A 17,788-nucleotide genomic window follows, 5' to 3' on the forward strand; every position below is an offset into this window, starting at 1 on the left:
CGGCCGGTGCGGTTCACGGCATGGGGAGAGAACAACAAGTCGAGATCGTCCATGTCGAACCATTCGTACTTCGCCCCCCACGGTGGGCACCCGGCTCAGACCGAGCTGCTGACTGACCGTGCCATGTTCACCGAAGCCTATGCCGTCATCCCCAAGGGCGTGATGCGTGACATCGTCACCAGCCACCTGCCGTTCTGGGACAAGATGCGCATGTGGGTCATCGCCCGCCCGCTGACCGGTTTTGCCGAAACCTTCTCCCAGTACATCGTCGAAGTGGCCCCGGAAGGCGGCAGCGAGCGCCCTGAGCTGGACCCGAACGCCGAAGCCGTGGTGTTCATCGTCGAAGGCGAACTGGACATCACCGTCGAAGGCAAGCACCACACCCTGGTACCGGGCGGCTACGCCTTCCTGGCCCCGGGCGCCGAGTGGAGCCTGCGTAACAACAGCAAGTCCAACGTCACCTTCCACTGGCTGCGCAAGCACTACCAGAAGGTCGAAGGCCTGGACGTTCCCGAGTCGTTCGTCACCCACCGTGACAACGCCACCGTCATCGAGATGCCGGGCACCGAAGGCCGCTGGGTCACCACCCGCTTCGTCGACATGGCCGACATGCGCCACGACATGCACGTGAACATCGTCACCTTCCAGCCGGGCGGCGTGATCCCGTTCGCCGAGACCCACGTGATGGAACACGGCCTGTACGTGCTGGAAGGCAAGGCGGTGTACCGCCTGAACCAGGACTGGGTCGAAGTGGAAGCCGGCGACTTCATGTGGCTGCGCGCCTTCTGCCCGCAAGCCTGCTACGCCGGCGGCCCAGGCAAGTTCAGCTACCTGCTGTACAAGGACGTGAACCGTCACGTGCACCTGACGCTCAACCCTAAGCGTTGATGCATTGGGGCGCGAAGCCCCTCCTCTTCGAAAGGCCGAGATGCACAGTTCGCTGTGGATGTCGGCCTTTCGGCACTTCACCGGCCGCCACTTTTATAACCCCGCCAATATTTACCCTTCCAATCACGGCACATGGAACTTTATGTTTCGCCGCGCGATTAACCAGCCGACCTATTAATAGGAAGTTTCTTACAGCATCTTCTGTTTTTACGCCCCACCGAATGAAATCGGTTCTAAAGCGTATATTCTCCAGCCTTATCTTGTTGTCCGACCTACAGCAAAACATGGACCGCGATACGGCCAAGGAGATTTACACATGACCGTAAAAACCGATATCTCCTATGAAAACGACAAAACAGAAACACGTGAATCGCCCCCGCTCAGCGAACTGTTCCCTCATGTCGACGCGCTGGGGTTCGACACCCGCTCGAACACCACATTCCCCCTCTTCGACATCGCCTCTCCCCTGTTCGGCCTGGTCATCCGCCTGGAAGGCACCGAACACTATGACCACGTCGAGCAGTTGCATGCCCACGTCAAGAACATGATCCACGGCATGGTCGAGCAGGTACGCCAGCTTGAACACTGTGACGAAGGCGACCGCGTGGTGTTTTCCTACTGCTTGTGTTGCGTGGTCGATGAAGCCGTGATGACCACCTCCTGGGGGCGCGACTCGTCCTGGAAAGCCCAGTCCTTGCTCAGCGCCATCCATCAGGAAACCTGGGGCGGCGAGAAATTCTTCAGCGTGCTCGAACGCTTGCTGGACGCCCCCGAACAGCGCTACGACCTGTTTGTGTTCCTGTTCTGGTGCCTGGCACTGGGCTACCGCGGCAAGTACGCCAACCAGACCAATGGCGATGAGCAACTGGCCGCCTGGCTCAAGCGGGTCCATGACCGGATCGTTGAACTGCATGGCCCCGAAACCGAATCGCAACCCCTGACCGACCCGCTGGCCAATGTCGCGCCCCGGCATTACCGCATGAACCGCCAACTGCCCTGGTGGACGCCCTGGGCCGTGATGGGCGTGTTCTGCACAGGCCTGTATTTCTACTTCGCCACCAAACTTGACGGTATTACCCAACAAGTACTGGCATCACTGCAGGCGATGCTGCAGCCATGAACTCGACAACCTCGAACTGACATGACGCAACAGTCACTGTGCCGATGGGCGCAGCAAGTAAAACGTTGCCCGAAACAAGATAGATCCTGCATTTAGCGAAACTTCCTACAAGTTTTTAGGAAGCAACTTTCACGACCAGGAACGGATTCCTCATTACGGTCGTGAGCACAACTAATGCCTCGCGTCCTAGGACGCGTCCGGTTTCATGAACCTGCCCGATGGGACGAACCGCAGGAGTACGCATGAGCAACCTGAATGATGTGCGCTTTACCTTCAGTACCCCAGCCGACGAAGCCATTCAGTTTGATGTCGTGTCATTCGAGCTGACCGAAGGCGTCAGCCAGTTGTATCGCCTGGAAGTCGAACTGGTGAGTTTCGCCGACGATGCCAACTTCGCCACCCTGCTCGACCACCCCGCGCTGCTGACCATCTGGCAGCAGGAGCAACCGGTGCGTCACGTGCATGGCCTGATCAGCAGCTTCGAACAGGGCAAGACCGGCCACCGCCGCACCCGCTACCGCGCCATTGTCGAACCGCAGCTGGCCCGCGCCGGCCTGCAGTCGGACTGGCGCATCTTCCAGCACCGCCCCGTGCCGCAGTTGCTCGAGGAACTGTTCCGCGAGCGCCGCTGGGGAACGCTGACCCAGTACCTGGTCAACCCGCACCAGACGCGTGAGTTCTGCGTACAGGCCGGTGATCTGGACCTGGATTTCTTCTGGCGGCTATCGGCAGAAGAAGGCCTGATCTCGATCTTCGAGCACAGCCAAGGCAGCCATGGCGTGGTCCAGGCGGACCAGATCAGCCAGTTCGGCAGCCTGGAAGGCGACCCGGTGTTGTACGTGGCCAACCGGGGTGGCACGGCGCGCCAACCCTGCCTGCATGACTTCCGCTATCGCGAGCAGGTACGCACCAGTATCCAGGTCCAGCGCGACTACACCTTCACCCACCCGCGCTACAACCTGGAACACACCCTGTACCCCAGGGACATGGGCAACCAGGGCAACGAGTACGAGCGCTACGACTACCCCGGCCGCTACAAGCACGACAACGCCGGCAAGCCGTTTACCCAGACCCGTATCAACGCCTTGTTCGGCGATGCCCGGGTGGCCCAGGTCAAAGGCGACGACGCGCGCCTGCAGCCGGGCATTGCCTTCCAGCTGGCCGGCCATGCCCGTGAGGACCTGAACATCCTCTGGCGGCCGATGCAGATCACGCACAAGGGGCAGCAGTTCACAGCGCTGGAAGAGGATGCTGCCGAAGCCGAAGTCGGCACCTCCTACACCCTCACCGCCACCTTGATTCCAGCCCGGGCCGAATGGCATGCCCCTGCGTGCCCCAAGCCCGTGATCGACGGCCCGCAGATGGCCAAGGTGGTCGGCCCGCCCGGCGAGGAAATCTACTGCGACGAGCACGGCCGCGTGCGCGTGCAGTTCCCCTGGGACCGCCTGGGCCAGGACGACGACAAGAGCTCGTGCTGGGTGCGGGTGACCCAGGCCTGGGCCGGTGCCACCTGGGGCCATATGGCCATACCCCGCATTGGCCAGGAAGTGGTGGTCAGTTTCCTCGACGGCGACCCTGACCAACCGATGATCACCGGGCGAAGCTACCACATCGTCAACCGCCCGCCGTATCGCCTGCCCGAGTTCAAGGCGTTGAGCCCGCTCCGCAGCAAGGAGCACCACGGCAAGCGGCACAACGAACTACGCCTGGACGACACCACCGGGCAGATCAGCGCGGCGCTGATGAGTGACCACGACCACACCGCGCTGCACCTGGGTTACCTGACCCATCCGCGTCACTTCGGTGGCCAGCCCCGTGGGCAAGGTTTCGAGCTGCGCACCGATACCCACGGGGTGATCCGCGCAGGCGGCGGCCTGCTGCTGACCACCGAACTGCGCGCCCGCGCCGTCCAGCACCACACCGACCTGGCCGAAACCGCCGAACGCCTGCAGACCGCACAGCAGTACCACACCACCTTCGCCAGGGTCGCCCGCGACCACCTGGCCCAGGAAGGCGGCGATCAGGATGAGGTCGGTGAAGCGCTCAAGGCACAGCACGACGCCATCTGCGGCTACGGCGGCAACCCTGAAGCCAACCGGTTTCCGGAACTGGCCGACCCGCAGCTGGTGCTCGCCAGCCCGACCGGCATTGCGACCACCACCCCGGAATCCACCCACATCGCCAGCGGCGAACATCTGGGCCTGAGCACGGGTGGCCACACCAGCCTGGCCATCGGCAAGCGCCTGCTGATCAGTGCCAGCCGAGGGGTACGCCAGTTCGTCCAGAGCATGGGCTGGCGACTGGTCGCGGCCACCGGCGACATCGACCTGAAGGCCCTCAAGGACAACATCAACCTGCTGGCCAAGCTCAAGGTCAGCGTCACCGCCGAACGCATCACCCTCAGCGCCAAGGAGGAATTGGTCATCCAGGGGGGCGGCAGCAGTACCACCTACACCGCAGGGGGAATCCTGCATGCCACCGCAGGCCAGTACACCGCGCACGCGACTGACTTCATCTACAAAGGTTCGAAAAGCCAGGCGGCGGCGTTTCCCGACGCCCCCAAAACAGGTAGCGGTAACCTCGAGCTGTTCCAGCACTACGCGAACAACCATGCGTTCAAGGGGGCCGCGTACGAAGTCGAGGACGCACTGGGCCAGGTCGTCAAAGGGACATTGGACGAAAACGGGTTTGCTGCCATATCCGGACTCGCAGCGGGGCCAGTAAAAGTCCACGTGGGTCGCGACCAAACCAAAGCCATCTCCGCGGCACCGTTTGCGGAACAGCCTTCACCCTCCACTTCCGATCAAAGCATGCCCCTCAGCCCCGCAGCGGCAATGCAGGAAGCCGTGAGCCAACTCATCAGATCAGGCGAGATGGACGCTCACGATGCCAAGCGATTCATCCAATCCGCGCTGAAGGCTCCGCGCATTGCTACCACCCCGTCGCAAGAGCCCCCGCTACCGATGACGCTCCCCAATGCAAGGACAAACCAACATGGATAGGTGTGGCGGGGTAGTCGCCCCTAAAGAGACCTTCGATGAAGAGGACGTAAGAGCCGGCACCGAAATGCTGGCCAGATGGCTAACGGACCTCACAGGAGACATTGTCAACTGGAGGACCGTCATTTCTGTTGGCGAAGTTCTCCCTGTAGCCGGGTCCATCTTTGCTGCAACAGATGCCATTGGCGACATCATAGAGCTGGCCAAGGGTGACAATGCCTATCGGGCTGACCCGTTCAACTGGGTAGGCTTGGGCATCAATCTGTTTGCGATCGCGCCACTTCCTGGTGTCGGGCCCGCACGGATGGTCATGCGCCCAACGCTGAAATCGCTGAGAAGCGCCTCCAAGGACGGCATCGCTCAAGCACTTCTCAAAGCGATTGAAGGCGCACTCGCCGAGGTTTGTCCCGGTGACCTTGAAGAATTCATCGGCGAGATCGAAGCCAGGTTGCATAGCATCCTGGCCAGCTTCGCGGAGAAGATTGTCGAGGTTTGCAGGTTCCTCGCCGACCTGATCCGCTCGGTGGCGGACGGAACGGTGAAGGATGTCGCCTTGACCGCCCTGTTCCCAGGGATGCGGCTGGTTGCAGAGGCATCTGACTACTTCAAACGAAAAACCGGGATTGGCTTCAGCAAGAACGAACTGGGCTTCGGAGAAAGCGAAAAGCTAAAAGCGCTGCTTGAGCCTGTCGCACAAAGCCTCGAAAGCATCGGCCGGATGGCAGGCGACAAGATAGTTGCGATCGGCAGCAAGGCGGACCCAGGCAGCATCGCCTCAATTTTGAGTGCACTAAGCCTGGCATTGCGCAGAAGAGGATACACACCGAGACGAAGTAGCGTCGCGCCTGGCTCAACCAGCCAAAGCCGGGGCGTCCAGGGGCGCCATGGTACCGAGGCAGCTCCTGGTCAGCGGGCAGCAAAGGCAGACCCTAACTGCAAGAAGCGTGGCGCAAAAGCGGCTACCAACTGCAGCATCAGCTTCGCCACGGGTAGCGAAACGATCGTCCATACCGATTTCCAGCTACCTGGGGTATTCCCTATCGAATGGAACCGCACCTATCGCTCCTCGTTATCGGCGTTCGACAGCGGGCCATACGGAGCGCGCTGGATAACCCCGTTCGCGGCTCGCTTCGATCTCGACGAAGACCGGCTTACCTACCATGGTACTGACGGTAGAAGTCAGAAGTACTTGATGCCCAAGCTCAAAGGCAGTCACTACGATGCCATCGAGAATGTGGTCATCGCTCGGGTCGCCAAAGACACCCTCGCCCTGCTTCGGGGTCATGAAAGCCAAGAGCTCTACCAGCGGTACGGTAATCAGTTCCGCCTGAGCGCCATCAGGAACAAGGGCGGCTCCAGCATTGCACTGCACTACGAGCATCGTGTAGCCGACACTGCTGCACTCTCCGATCTGGTGACCTATCAACACGACACACCTCATCAGCATATCCACACGCAGATTGATGACCAGGGCCGCGTCATCGCGCTTTGGCTGATGTACGAGGGCCAGCCACAACGCCAACTGGCGTCATATACCTATGACGCACAAGGCGATCTGTGCAGCGCCAAGGACGAACACGGGGCGCCATGGACGTACCAGTACAAGCACCATCTGGTGACGCGCTACACCGACCGCACCGGCCGGGGCATGAACCTCGAATGGCTTGGCGAAGGCGCGGATGCCAAAGCTGTTCGCGAGTGGGGCGACGATGGCAGTCTGGACACCCGATTGAGCTGGGACCCGAACATCCGCCTTACCCGCATCGTGGACGCCAACGGCAATGAAACCCAGCATTTCTGCGACATTCTCGGCTACCCCTATCGCATCATCCATCCCGACAAGAACGAGGAGTGGCTTTACCGGGATGCCGCCAAGAACGTCACCCAACACATCCATACCGATGGCAGCGTCGATGTCTACGCCTATGACGACCGCGGCAATCTACTGCAGCACACACGCCCGGACGGGACCTCGATCCACCACGCCTATGACGACCTGGACCAGCGCTTCAAGACCCGCGATGCCGAGGGCGGCCTGTGGAAGTACGATTACGACCAGCGCGGCAACATCATCGAAACCCAGGACCCACTGGAGAACAAGACCCTCTATACCTACAACAGCGATAACCTGCCCATCGCCATCACCGACGCCAACAGCGGTGAGAAGAAGCTGGCTTATAACCCTGACGGCCAGCTGACGAGCTACACCGATTGCTCAGGCAAGACCACGCAGTGGAAATACAACGCGTTGGGGCAACTGGCCAAACTGATCAACGCCGCCGGCGATGCCACCGAATACCAGTACGAAGCCGGTCAGCTGGTGTTGCTCATCCACCCGGACAAGACCACCGAACGCTTCGAACGTGATGCCGAAGGCCGCTTGCTCAGCCATACGGATGCCCTGCATCGCCGAACCGCCTGGACCTACAACGAAGCAGGGTTGATTCACCAGCGCCACAACGCCAACGACACCACCCTCACCTACCACTGGGACAAACTCGGCCAACTGGTACGCCTGCGCAACGAGAACAACAGCGAAGCCAGCTTCAAATATGACCCCGTCGGGCGGCTGCTCAAGGAAACCGGCTTCGACAAAGAGACCACTCACTACCTCTACGACAACGGCAGCAACCTGCCCACCCGCCGCGTGGATGGCGACAGGACCACGCACTTCGAGTACGACCCCATGGGCCGGCTCATCCAGCGCAAGGCTGCTCGGCGTGGCGGTGACAAGTGGGAGGTTGAAACCTTTGCCTATGACGGCAATGGCAACCTGCTGGCGGCCAACAATGAGGCCTGCAGGCTGCAATGGTTCTACGATGCTGCCGGCAACAACACGCGCGAGCATCAGTGGCTGGATTATCTGGTCAAGCCACAGGTTGCCGTGTTCAGGCATGAGTACGATGCCCTCAACCAACGCATCGCCACCACCCGCCCCGATGGGCATCGGGTCAGTTGGCTGACCTACGGCAGCGGCCATCTTCTGGCGCTCAAGCTCGATGACCAGGAGTTGATCAGCTACGAGCGAGATGATCTTCACCGGGAGATCGGCCGCGTGCAAGGCAATGGCCTGGTCCAGCGCCAAACCTGGAGCCCGAATGGCCAGTTGCTGGAGCAGACACTGGCTCGCCAAGGTGAGTCCAGACGCATAGCGGCGCGCAGCTACCGCTATGACGAAGCCGGCCAGCTGTGCCACATCGACGACCTGAACCGTGGCGACCTGCACTATCGCTACGACCCAGTTGGCCGCTTGCTTGAAGCCAGCCGCAACTACGAGAAGGAAACCTTCGCCTTCGACCCGGCGAGCAACCTGCTGGACCCCGAGGCACCACCCAATCCTAATCCGCACTCGCCGCACAAGCTGATGGACAACGTGCTGCGCAGCTACTGCGGCACGCAGTATCGGTACGACGAGCGCGGCAACCTGCAGGAGCGGATTGAGAACGGCAAGATAGGCAAGTTCACCTGGGACCTGTATGACCGGCTGCGGCGCTACGAAGATGAGCGGCTGGTTGTCGAGTTCGGGTATGACGCGTTAGGCCGCCGGGTGTACAAGGACTCGCGCTCGAAGTACCGCAAACGGTTACAAGCAGGGCCGGTCTGGAACGAGAATGCGCGGCGAGCGCTGGATGAAAAGCTGGGATGCGATCTGACGCTGTTCATCTGGGACGGCGATACGCTGGCGTTCGAGCAGCGCGGTCGGGATGGCAAGGGGCGGACTACGCACTATGTGTTTGAACCGGGGACTTTCGTTCCGGTCGCGCAAGGGGTGATGAATCACATCGAGGAGATGCTGCATCAGCCTGCCTATAAATTTCCGTATGACATCGACCGTGATCCGGTGTGGCAGCACAAGCTTAGATCAAAACCGTTTGATGGGTTTGCTTGGTATCAATGCGACCACCTTGGCACCCCCCTGGAAATGACAAACTGTACCGGGGAAATATGGTGGAGCAACATTTATACAGCCTGGGGATTAGCTGAGCGGAATACAAGCACCAATGAATGCTCACTCTTCCACCTCAATCCACTGCGATTCCAGGGACAGTACTTTGACGTCGAGAGCGGCTATAGCTATAACAGACATAGATACTACGATCCCAGTACAGGTCGCTTTGTCACCAAAGACCCAATCGGTTTCAGCGGCGGTCTAAATGTTTATACCTATGCACACAACCCTACTCAATGGATAGACCCACTCGGACTCGCAAAGAGCTCATTGCCAAATGGGAGAAAACCAAAATCATCAAAACCCAATCAAAACCCTTCAAACCCATGCAGAAAACCATGGGAAGTGCAACGCTACAATCGCGTATGCGAAGGCATGATAAATGGGACAAGAGCAAAGTACTATCGGGATCCAGACAGCGAGCTATGGTGGTCGCGGGACACTGAAAATCATGGTGGTAGCGGATGGAAAGTAATGAAACAATTCGGTGATCAACTTATCCACCAAGAAGATGCCGATATGTTTGGCGACTATATGAAAGGCAAACACAAAGGCCCTACCGGCGAAAAAATGAGCCTCAAAGGCATGCGCTGCAAAGACCATAAGGAGAAATAAATGATTGACTCAGCCGAAGATTTCAAGACTCTGTGCGAAAATGAAGACGACACCACATTTGCACACCAAACTGCCTCAGTTGAGGTGTGGACGGAAATACTCAACACCTACCCTCACCTTGCAAGATGCGTAGCTGCAAATAAAAACATTCCAGACGACATTATAGACCGCCTCTCAAAGAGCAACGACATTGATATTCGATGGAAAATAGCAACTAAGCGAAAACTTAACAGAACGATCTTCGAGCGACTCGCAATCGATTCGGACGCAACTATAAGACACCGAATTGCCTGCAACCCCAAGGTACCTAGAGACATCCTGCAACAACTCTCCAGAGACCCAGACCCCATGGTTGCATCATCAGCCATTAGAAAACTTGATACCTAAACCGAAGCCGCAAACAAGGCAGTTCGGGGAGCGAGGCCGAAATGGCAAGGGAAAAACCACACACCATGTGTTTGAGCCTGAGACCTTCATTCCAGTTGCACAAGTGGATCGATGTTCAGAACTCGCTACGCTTTAAAGGGCAGTACTTGATGTCGGGACGGGCTGCATTACAACCGCTTTCGACACTGCGACTCCAAGATAGGAAATTGCGCCAAGAGTCTAATACTTCTCTAAGTAACCTTACCTGCTGCTGCCCATAAAAGAGGAATTATAATGTTCAATGAAATTATTTTTAGCAAAACCGCCCCCTTAGAGGGGCAGGCATATGTAGGACCGAAAGTTTGGCTCCCATCGGACATCAAGTGGCCAACCACCCAGGAAGGGAAACCTCTTAGTCATTTAATGGCGATCCCTACGTCTTGGTTTTCCAAAAAAACGAGCCTCAAAAACCACTGCATATCTATCTTCATACCGTACACCAAAAACTCATCAACACACTATAGAGATCTGAGTACAAGAAACACCAATCAATCCGCAGTAGTGATAGGATATTTTAAATCCCCAACACCCATTGACCAAGCACACCAAATTAGCGATAGCGGCAGCGCTTTTATTTCAGCAAACCTTAACACCGATAATGAAGAAAACTTGGCTTCAAAGGTCGACGGCATAGATGCTTGGCTACAGCGTGAAATCATTATCGACAGCCATTGTAGGCGCGCGTCCATTTACGGCGCAGACTTGGACATATGCCTCCCGCATGACAAGGGAATTCTTTCCGACGGCATGGGATACTTGTTTCTGCACGACGACTTCGAATCAAGAAAAATTACGGAAGTCGGAAAATTCTTCCTTCAACTATAATATGCAGCCACGGCCATTCAACAATGAACAATATAGTTAGAGTTGGCGACACAACGGACCATGGAGGCGTTGTGATCGGATCCATAGCCAATACAAACCTAAACGGCAAACCCATGGCCGGTAAAGGCAACATGGTTTTCTGTCCTCTATGTAAAGGAGAATTCCCAATCATCGAGGGCAGTGATACCTACCGCGTCAACGGAGTTCCTGTCGCACTCGATGGTATGAAAACCGCGTGCGGCGCCAGCTTGATCGCCAGCGCATCACACGGCAGCGTCCACCGCTGAGTCAGCCAGGCCAAGTAGATCAGGCGAACAACAGGCGCCCCAGCAGTATGTCTGTTGCCGCCCCTCCCGCCCCAAAGTTGAGAGCTGGTCAGGCTGTTCTCCAACACCCGCGACGCACTACACAATTATGTTCAGCCAGGCGATCGCCCACCCGCGACATGACACAGCCCTATCGCCTCGTGGCACATCGTCCTTCCGTCGCGCATACTGAAACACCCACCCCCCGCGCGGTACCAGCCATGAACCGCTGCCTGCTGCTCGCCGCCCTGCTGCTCTGCACCCCCGCCCCGGCCGCCGATGACTGGAACCTGGCCTACGACCGCGAAGGCATCCGCGTTTACCTGAGCGCCGCCCCCGACTCGCCCTACCAGCAATTCCGGGGTGTCAGCACCATGAAAGCCAGCGTTCGCACGCTCACCGACCTGCAGGAGAACCTGCGGGTGGCCTGCAAGTGGCTGTACGCCTGCGCCGAGATGCGCTTGCTGGATGTGCAGGGCGAAAACACTTGGGTGTACCTGACCACCAACCTGCCGTGGCCGACGATGCCGCGGGACATCGTGCTGAAGGTCACCACCGAACGCCTGGACGACGGCACGCTGCTGCGCCACCTGAGCGCCGAGCCCGGCAGGATCCCCAAGGTAAAGGGGCTGATCCGCGTGCAGCACCTCAGCGGCGAATGGCGGATGAAACCGCTGGGTGAGCGCAAGACCGAAGTGACCTACCAACTGCAGGCCGACCCTGCGGGGGATGTGCCGGGGTGGCTGGCCAACCGATTTGTGGTGGATGCACCCGTGGTGACGTTGCGGACCTTGCGGGCGGTGGCCGAGCGCCAGCCTTGAAATGCCTGCACAGCCCTATCGCCGACAAGCCACCCCCCCACTCCGATCGCGCCGCTCTCAAGGGCAGAGAACTGATTCGCAAGCGGTCCTCGCACCCTGTGGGAGCGGCTTCAGCCGCGAAGAATCCAACGCGGTGGATGGCACCGGCTGCGCCGGTGTTCGCGGGTAAACCCGCTCCCACAGGGATTTGCACAAGCCTTCAGATTGCGCAAGACAGTTTCCACCGGCAGCATCACGGCCCTTTCGGGCTACCGCCATCGCGCTTTTTCTGCCACTGTGCCCGCGCGGCGCGGACCAGCGCGCCGCGCCTGGCCAGGACGTCACATGAAAACACAAGAAAATGGCAATACGCACAAAGGCTACCGGCGCATCATCCCGTCGATGACTGCGCTGATCGAGTTCGAAGCGGTAGCCCGTCACACCAGTTTCACCCTGGCTGCCCAGGAGCTGGGCGTCACCCAGGCCGCGGTCAGCAAGCAGGTCAGGCAGCTTGAAGAAAACCTCGGCCGCCAACTGTTCCAGCGCCTGCACCGCGGCATCCGCCTGACCAGCGAGGGCCAGGCGCTGTACGCGGTGGTTTCCGATTCCATGCAGAAGATCGCCTCGGTCTTCGACCGCCTCAGCGAAGGCGACAGCGAGCAGGAACTGGTGCTCAGCTCCACCGCCACCTTCTCCCAGTTGCGGGTGATGCCGCGCCTGGGCAGCCTGCGCAGCGCCCTGCCCCAGGTGCGTCTGCGCCTGGCCACGCAGATGTTCACCGGCGACCTGCGCAACCACGATGTCGACCTGCTGGTGCGCTATGGCAATGGCCGCTGGGAAGACGGCATTGCCCTGCACCTGTTCGATGAAGAGATCTTCCCGGTGTGCTCGCCAGCCTGGCTGGCGCACAACCCGCTGCCAGACTCGCTGGAGGCGCTGTACCGGGCCGACCTGCTGGACGCCGATGCCACCACCGAAGGCTGGATGACCTGGCCCACCTGGTTCCGCGCACTGGGCGGCAACCCGCCGAAGCTGCACTACAACCTGCGCTGCCAGCTGTATACCGACACCATCCAGGGCGCACTGCATGGGCATGGCGTGGCACTGGGCTGGGGGCGCATGCTCGACCACCTGCTGGCGTCCGGCGAACTGGTGCGCCTGACCGACCTGGTGGTGCGGCCGCGAGAGGCCTATTACCTGGTGGTGCCTCACGGGCGCACCACTACCCCGACCATTCTGGGGCTGGTGGACTGGCTGCGCGACAATTTGCCTGCCAGCTGAACAAGTAACTGGGGCCGCTTTGCGGCCCCAAAGTGCTAAGCGGCAGTAGCTGCCTGCGGCCGAGCACAGGCCCTGGCCCTGCGCCGATAGGCCAGCAACAGGCCTGCGTACCACAGCGGCATCACGTACAGCGCGGTGCGGGTGTCCGGCTCCAGCGCCAGCAGGCATAGCACGAAGATCAGGAACAGCTGCGACAGCGCAGCGGTGACCTTGCCACCAGGCAGCTTGAACGTCGACTGTTCATGCGCCTGCGGGTCCTGTCTGCGATAGGCGAAGTAGGACAGCAGGATCAGCGACCAGGTAACGATGATCATCACCGCGGAAATGGTCGACACCAGGGTGAACACGGTCATCACCTCGGGGATCACGAACAGCAGCGTCAGTGCGATCGCCATGCACACCCCCGAGAACACCAGCGCGCGTACCGGCGTACCCGAGCCCGACAACCGCCCGAACGCCAGCGGTGCCTGCTGCTGGTGAGACAGGCCGTAGAGCATCCGCGAGCCGGAATACACGCCACTGTTGGCCGACGAGGCCGCAGAGGTCAGCACCACGAAGTTGATGATGCCAGCGGCAGCGGGCAACCCACCCAGCAGGAACAATTCAACGAACGGGCTGCGATTGGCCGGCACATTGGCCCAGGAGATCACACTGATGATGCATACCAGCGAGCAGATGTAGAACAGCAGGATACGCACCGGGATGGTGTTGATGGCCTTGGGCAAGGTCCGCTCCGGGTCCTTGGCCTCCGCGGCTGCGGTGCCGATCAGCTCGGTACCGACAAAGGAGAATATGGCGATCTGGAACCCGGCGAGAAAGCCGAGGATGCCATGCGGCATGACCACGCCCGGGGCCACCAGGTGGCTGAACGAGGCGGTCACCCCGGCCGGCGAGGTGTAGGACGTGGCGACCATCACCAGGCCGGTTACCACCAGCAGCACGATGGCCACGATCTTGATCAGGCCGAACCAGAACTCCACCTCGCCGAACGCTTTCACCGCCAGCATGTTCAGCCCCAGCAGCAGGAACATGGTGGCGAATGCCGGTAGCCAGGTGGGCACATCCGGGTACCAGTACTGCACGAACCCCGCCACTACCACCACATCGCCCACCGCCGCGACCACCCAACTCAGCCAGTACGACCAGCTGAGGATGTAACCGGCCCTTGGCCCCAGGTAGTTGTGCACCAGGTCGGCGAACGATTCCATCTGCAGGTTGGCCAGCAGCATCTCGCCCATGGCCCGCATGACGCAGAACACGAAAAAGCCGATGATGGCATACACCAGGATGATCGACGTGCCGGACAGCGCAATGATCTTGCCCGAGCCCATGAACAGGCCGGTGCCAATTGCGCCACTGATCGAAATAAGCTGGATATGCCGGTTTTCCAGCCGGCGCTTGAGCACGCGGCCATCTTCCGGAACTGCGCTTTGCGCGTTGCACGTTTGCTGCATAGTTGACCTCTTATTCTTTTTTTGTAAAACCTCAGCGCCCCGCGCCGCACCAGTTAGTTGGTACTCAAGTGCAGGCTTTTAGTCATTCAAGACTGTCGAAGCGTGGGTATTGACACAGATGAAGAACAGTTCCCGATGCAACTTCGCAGCGGGCTTACTTATTCTATTGAAACGCACCAGAGTGGCGCGCCCGATACAGTCCCGCGAAAGCCGTTTCATTCTGCCAGCGGCCCGGGTCAAGCGGAACGCTACAGAATGCACACAGCCAAAGAGATTTTGTGCAGTGTGAAAAGCCTGGGTGACAGTTTGCACAATGCACCTGCCACAAGGCCTGACCCAGCGGTCACATCTTGTAGGTCGAGAGCAGGATGCTGGTCTCGGTGTTTTCGATGTGCGGTATCGAGCGGATGGTGTTCAACGCCCGGTCGAAGGCCTCGAGGGTGTCGGCACGCAGCTCAGCCATCAGGTCCCAGCGGCCATTGGTGGTATGGATGGCCACCACGTTGGGATGCCCACGCAGCGCGTGCTTGACCTCTGCGGCGTGGTGGCCGCTGATGCCGATGCTGGTGATGGCCCGCACACCCTGCTCCAGCGCATCGGAGCGCAGGCGTACCGTGTAGCCGATGATCACGCCCTGCTCTTCGAGCCGGGTGATGCGGTTTTGCACGGTTGCCCTGGCTACCTTGAGCTTCTTCGCCAGGGTCAGCACGGGGGTGCGCGCGTTGTCCCGCAACAGCGCAATCAGTTCCCGATCGATAGTATCCATGGATGCCTGCCAAATAATCAGATTGCTATTTTGGGGTGGCAGATTGTCTAGAAAGTTGATGAAACTGGCAACCTGCTCTCTTCATCTTGACGCAACCTTTCATCAAAATGTTCACGCCACTTCAACAATCTCAAGCGTTCACCCCGCAGGCCACTGGGGTGAAAGCGCAATAATAAGGTGCAAGAGCATGACGTATTTCATTGATGTTCCAACCATGTCGGACTTGGTACATGACATTGGCGTAGCGCCGTTCATTGGCGAACTGGCCGCAGCTATTCGCGAAGATTACAAACGCTGGCAGGAGTTTGATAAATCCGCGCGTGTTGCCAGCCATTCGGAAGTCGGCGTGATCGAACTGATGCCGGTCGCCGACAACAGCCGTTATGCCTTCAAATACGTCAATGGCCACCCGGCCAACACCGCCCGCGACCTGCATACGGTGATGGCCTTTGGCGTGCTGGCCGATGTCGATACCGGCTACCCGGTGCTGCTGTCCGAACTGACCATCGCCACCGCCCTGCGCACTGCGGCCACCTCGCTGATGGCAGCGCAGGCGCTGGCCCGGCCGAACTCGCGCAAGATGGCGCTGATCGGCAACGGTGCGCAAAGCGAATTCCAGGCACTGGCCTTCCACAAACACCTGGGCATCGAAGAAATCGTCGCCTACGACACCGACCCGCTGGCCACCGCCAAGCTGATCGCCAACCTCAAGGAATACAGCGGCCTGACCATACGCCGCGCCGGTTCGGTGGCAGAAGCGGTGAAAGGCGTGGACATCATCACCACGGTGACCGCCGACAAGGCCTACGCCACCATCATCACCCCCGACATGCTCGCGCCCGGCATGCACCTGAATGCCGTGGGAGGCGACTGCCCGGGCAAGACCGAACTGCATGCCGATGTGCTGCGCAGCGCCCGGGTGTTCGTCGAGTACGAGCCGCAAACCCGCATCGAAGGTGATATCCAGCAGTTGCCGGCGGACTTCCCGGTGGTCGACCTGTGGCGTGTGCTGCGCGGTGAGACCGAGGGCCGCCAGAGTGACGCCCAGGTCACCGTGTTCGACTCGGTGGGCTTCGCCCTGGAAGACTACACCGTACTACGGTACGTACTACAGCAGGCCGAAAAACGCGGCATGGGCAGCAAGATCGACCTGGTGCCTTGGGTGGAGGATGACCCCAAGGACCTGTTCAGCCATACCCGCGGTCGCGCTGCCAAAAGCCGCATCCGACGCGTTGCCTAACCCTGCTCCCAACCTGGTATTTCACATGGCATTTCCAACGCGTTCCATTCAGGCACCTGCAGCAGTGGTCATGGTCAGGCCGCATGCCTTCACCCCCAACCCGGAAACCGCAGCCGACAACTCGTTCCAGCGCAGCAACCCCGACATCGCCGCCCAGGCCCTGGCCGAGGTGGCACGCGATGAGGTCACCCAGGCCGCCGGGCGGCTCGAGGCCGAGGGCGTGCGGGTGCACCTGTTCGACGACTTCGGCGAGCACAACACCCCCGACTCGGTATTCCCCAACAACTGGTTCTCCACCCACCCTGGGGGGCACATCGCGATCTACTCGATGTACTCGCGCAACCGCCGCCGCGAACGGCGCGCCGATGTGATCGAGATGCTCAAGCATGAGTACCGGGTGCAGGATGTGATCGACTATTCGGGGCTGGAGCAGGACGAACTGTTCCTTGAAGGGACCGGCGCCATGGTCTTCGACCACCTGTCGCGGGTGGCCTATACCGCGCGCTCCAACCGCGCCGACCCGATTGCCCTGGAGCGTTTCAGTACGCACTTCAACTTCGAGCCGATGGTGTTCGACACCGCCGATGAACAAGGCTCGCCGATCTACCACACCAATGTGCTGATGTGCGTGGCGACGGAGTTTGCGCTGGTGGGCTTTGGCACCTTCACCAACAAGGCGCGGGCCGAGGAAGTGCGAATGCGCCTGCTTGAGTCGGGCCGCGATGTGATCGACCTGAGCAACCGGCAGATCAGCCAGTTCGCCGGCAATGCCATCGAACTGTCGGGGCGTGACGGTCGCATCCTGGCGCTGTCGCGCAAGGCCTTCGACAGCCTGACCGGCGAACAGCGCCAGCGCATCGAACGCTCGGCGCGGCTGGTGCCACTCGATGTGCCGACCATCGAAATGGCAGGGGGCTCGGTGCGCTGCATGATTGCCGGGATACACCTGTCGCCAAGAATGACAGCTGCCTGCGCCTGACCCACGACCTAACTGGCTGACGCGGCCCTTGTAGGAGCGGCCTTGTGTCGCGAAAGGGCCGCAAAGCGGCCCCGGCAATCTCTGCAGCGACGCTGAAACCTGGGGCTGCTGCGCAGCCCTTTCGCGACGCAAGGCCGCTCC

At 60.0% G+C, this 17,788-nt stretch carries 13 protein-coding genes; 11 read left to right on the plus strand and 2 right to left on the minus strand.

The window, feature by feature from the left end:
* Positions 1-51: 51 nt before the first annotated feature.
* The 9 genes from ACGLHT_RS22705 (at position 52) to ACGLHT_RS22745 (ending at position 13,208) form a co-directional block, all read left to right on the plus strand.
* Entirely contained in the window at positions 52-888 is an 837-nt protein-coding gene (locus tag ACGLHT_RS22705) for a bifunctional allantoicase/(S)-ureidoglycine aminohydrolase (protein ID WP_013972924.1), read from the plus strand.
* A 316-nt stretch (positions 889-1,204) separates the two neighbouring features.
* Complete coding sequence (gene icmH / locus ACGLHT_RS22710) at positions 1,205-2,008, plus strand: type IVB secretion system protein IcmH/DotU (protein ID WP_394520357.1); 804 nt, start codon at positions 1,205-1,207, stop codon at positions 2,006-2,008.
* 242 nt (positions 2,009-2,250) lie between these two features.
* Positions 2,251-5,010: a type VI secretion system Vgr family protein gene (locus ACGLHT_RS22715; protein WP_394520359.1), complete on the plus strand. Its 2,760-nt coding sequence runs from the start codon at positions 2,251-2,253 to the stop codon at positions 5,008-5,010.
* The gene (locus ACGLHT_RS22720; protein WP_274120683.1) at positions 4,985-9,571 is read left to right on the plus strand and encodes an RHS repeat-associated core domain-containing protein; all 4,587 of its coding nucleotides are present in this window, start codon (positions 4,985-4,987) and stop codon (positions 9,569-9,571) included. The genes ACGLHT_RS22715 and ACGLHT_RS22720 overlap by 26 nt, the downstream gene beginning before the upstream one ends.
* A complete protein-coding gene (locus ACGLHT_RS22725; RefSeq protein WP_137163759.1) occupies positions 9,572-9,958 on the plus strand; it encodes a hypothetical protein in 387 nt (128 codons plus the stop codon).
* A 273-nt stretch (positions 9,959-10,231) separates the two neighbouring features.
* Positions 10,232-10,822: a hypothetical protein gene (locus ACGLHT_RS22730; protein WP_137163758.1), complete on the plus strand. Its 591-nt coding sequence runs from the start codon at positions 10,232-10,234 to the stop codon at positions 10,820-10,822.
* A gap of 23 nt (positions 10,823-10,845) precedes the next feature.
* Positions 10,846-11,109: a PAAR domain-containing protein gene (locus ACGLHT_RS22735; protein WP_137163757.1), complete on the plus strand. Its 264-nt coding sequence runs from the start codon at positions 10,846-10,848 to the stop codon at positions 11,107-11,109.
* A gap of 239 nt (positions 11,110-11,348) precedes the next feature.
* A complete protein-coding gene (locus ACGLHT_RS22740) occupies positions 11,349-11,948 on the plus strand; it encodes an START domain-containing protein (RefSeq protein ID WP_274078816.1) in 600 nt (199 codons plus the stop codon).
* A 324-nt stretch (positions 11,949-12,272) separates the two neighbouring features.
* Complete coding sequence (locus ACGLHT_RS22745) at positions 12,273-13,208, plus strand: LysR substrate-binding domain-containing protein (protein ID WP_274120684.1); 936 nt, start codon at positions 12,273-12,275, stop codon at positions 13,206-13,208.
* A gap of 35 nt (positions 13,209-13,243) precedes the next feature.
* On the opposite strand, the gene ACGLHT_RS22750 is transcribed toward ACGLHT_RS22745, so the two are convergent.
* A complete protein-coding gene (locus ACGLHT_RS22750; protein ID WP_085693164.1) occupies positions 13,244-14,662 on the minus strand; it encodes an amino acid permease in 1,419 nt (472 codons plus the stop codon).
* A 343-nt stretch (positions 14,663-15,005) separates the two neighbouring features.
* A complete protein-coding gene (locus ACGLHT_RS22755; RefSeq protein ID WP_012272037.1) occupies positions 15,006-15,428 on the minus strand; it encodes an Lrp/AsnC family transcriptional regulator in 423 nt (140 codons plus the stop codon).
* A 187-nt stretch (positions 15,429-15,615) separates the two neighbouring features.
* Here ACGLHT_RS22755 and ACGLHT_RS22760 point away from each other — a divergent pair, with 187 nt between their 5' ends.
* Both ACGLHT_RS22760 and ctlX read left to right on the plus strand, forming a co-directional pair.
* Positions 15,616-16,668, plus strand: coding sequence for an ornithine cyclodeaminase (locus tag ACGLHT_RS22760; protein ID WP_137163752.1), 1,053 nt, complete (start codon positions 15,616-15,618; stop codon positions 16,666-16,668).
* Between the two features lie 25 nt (positions 16,669-16,693).
* A complete protein-coding gene (gene ctlX, locus ACGLHT_RS22765) occupies positions 16,694-17,647 on the plus strand; it encodes a citrulline utilization hydrolase CtlX (protein ID WP_170978835.1) in 954 nt (317 codons plus the stop codon).
* The last annotated feature ends 141 nt before the right edge of the window (positions 17,648-17,788 follow it).

Origin of the sequence: Pseudomonas sp. PsB, assembly GCF_043658375.1 — a bacterium.
GTDB lineage: Bacteria > Pseudomonadota > Gammaproteobacteria > Pseudomonadales > Pseudomonadaceae > Aquipseudomonas > Aquipseudomonas putida_Z.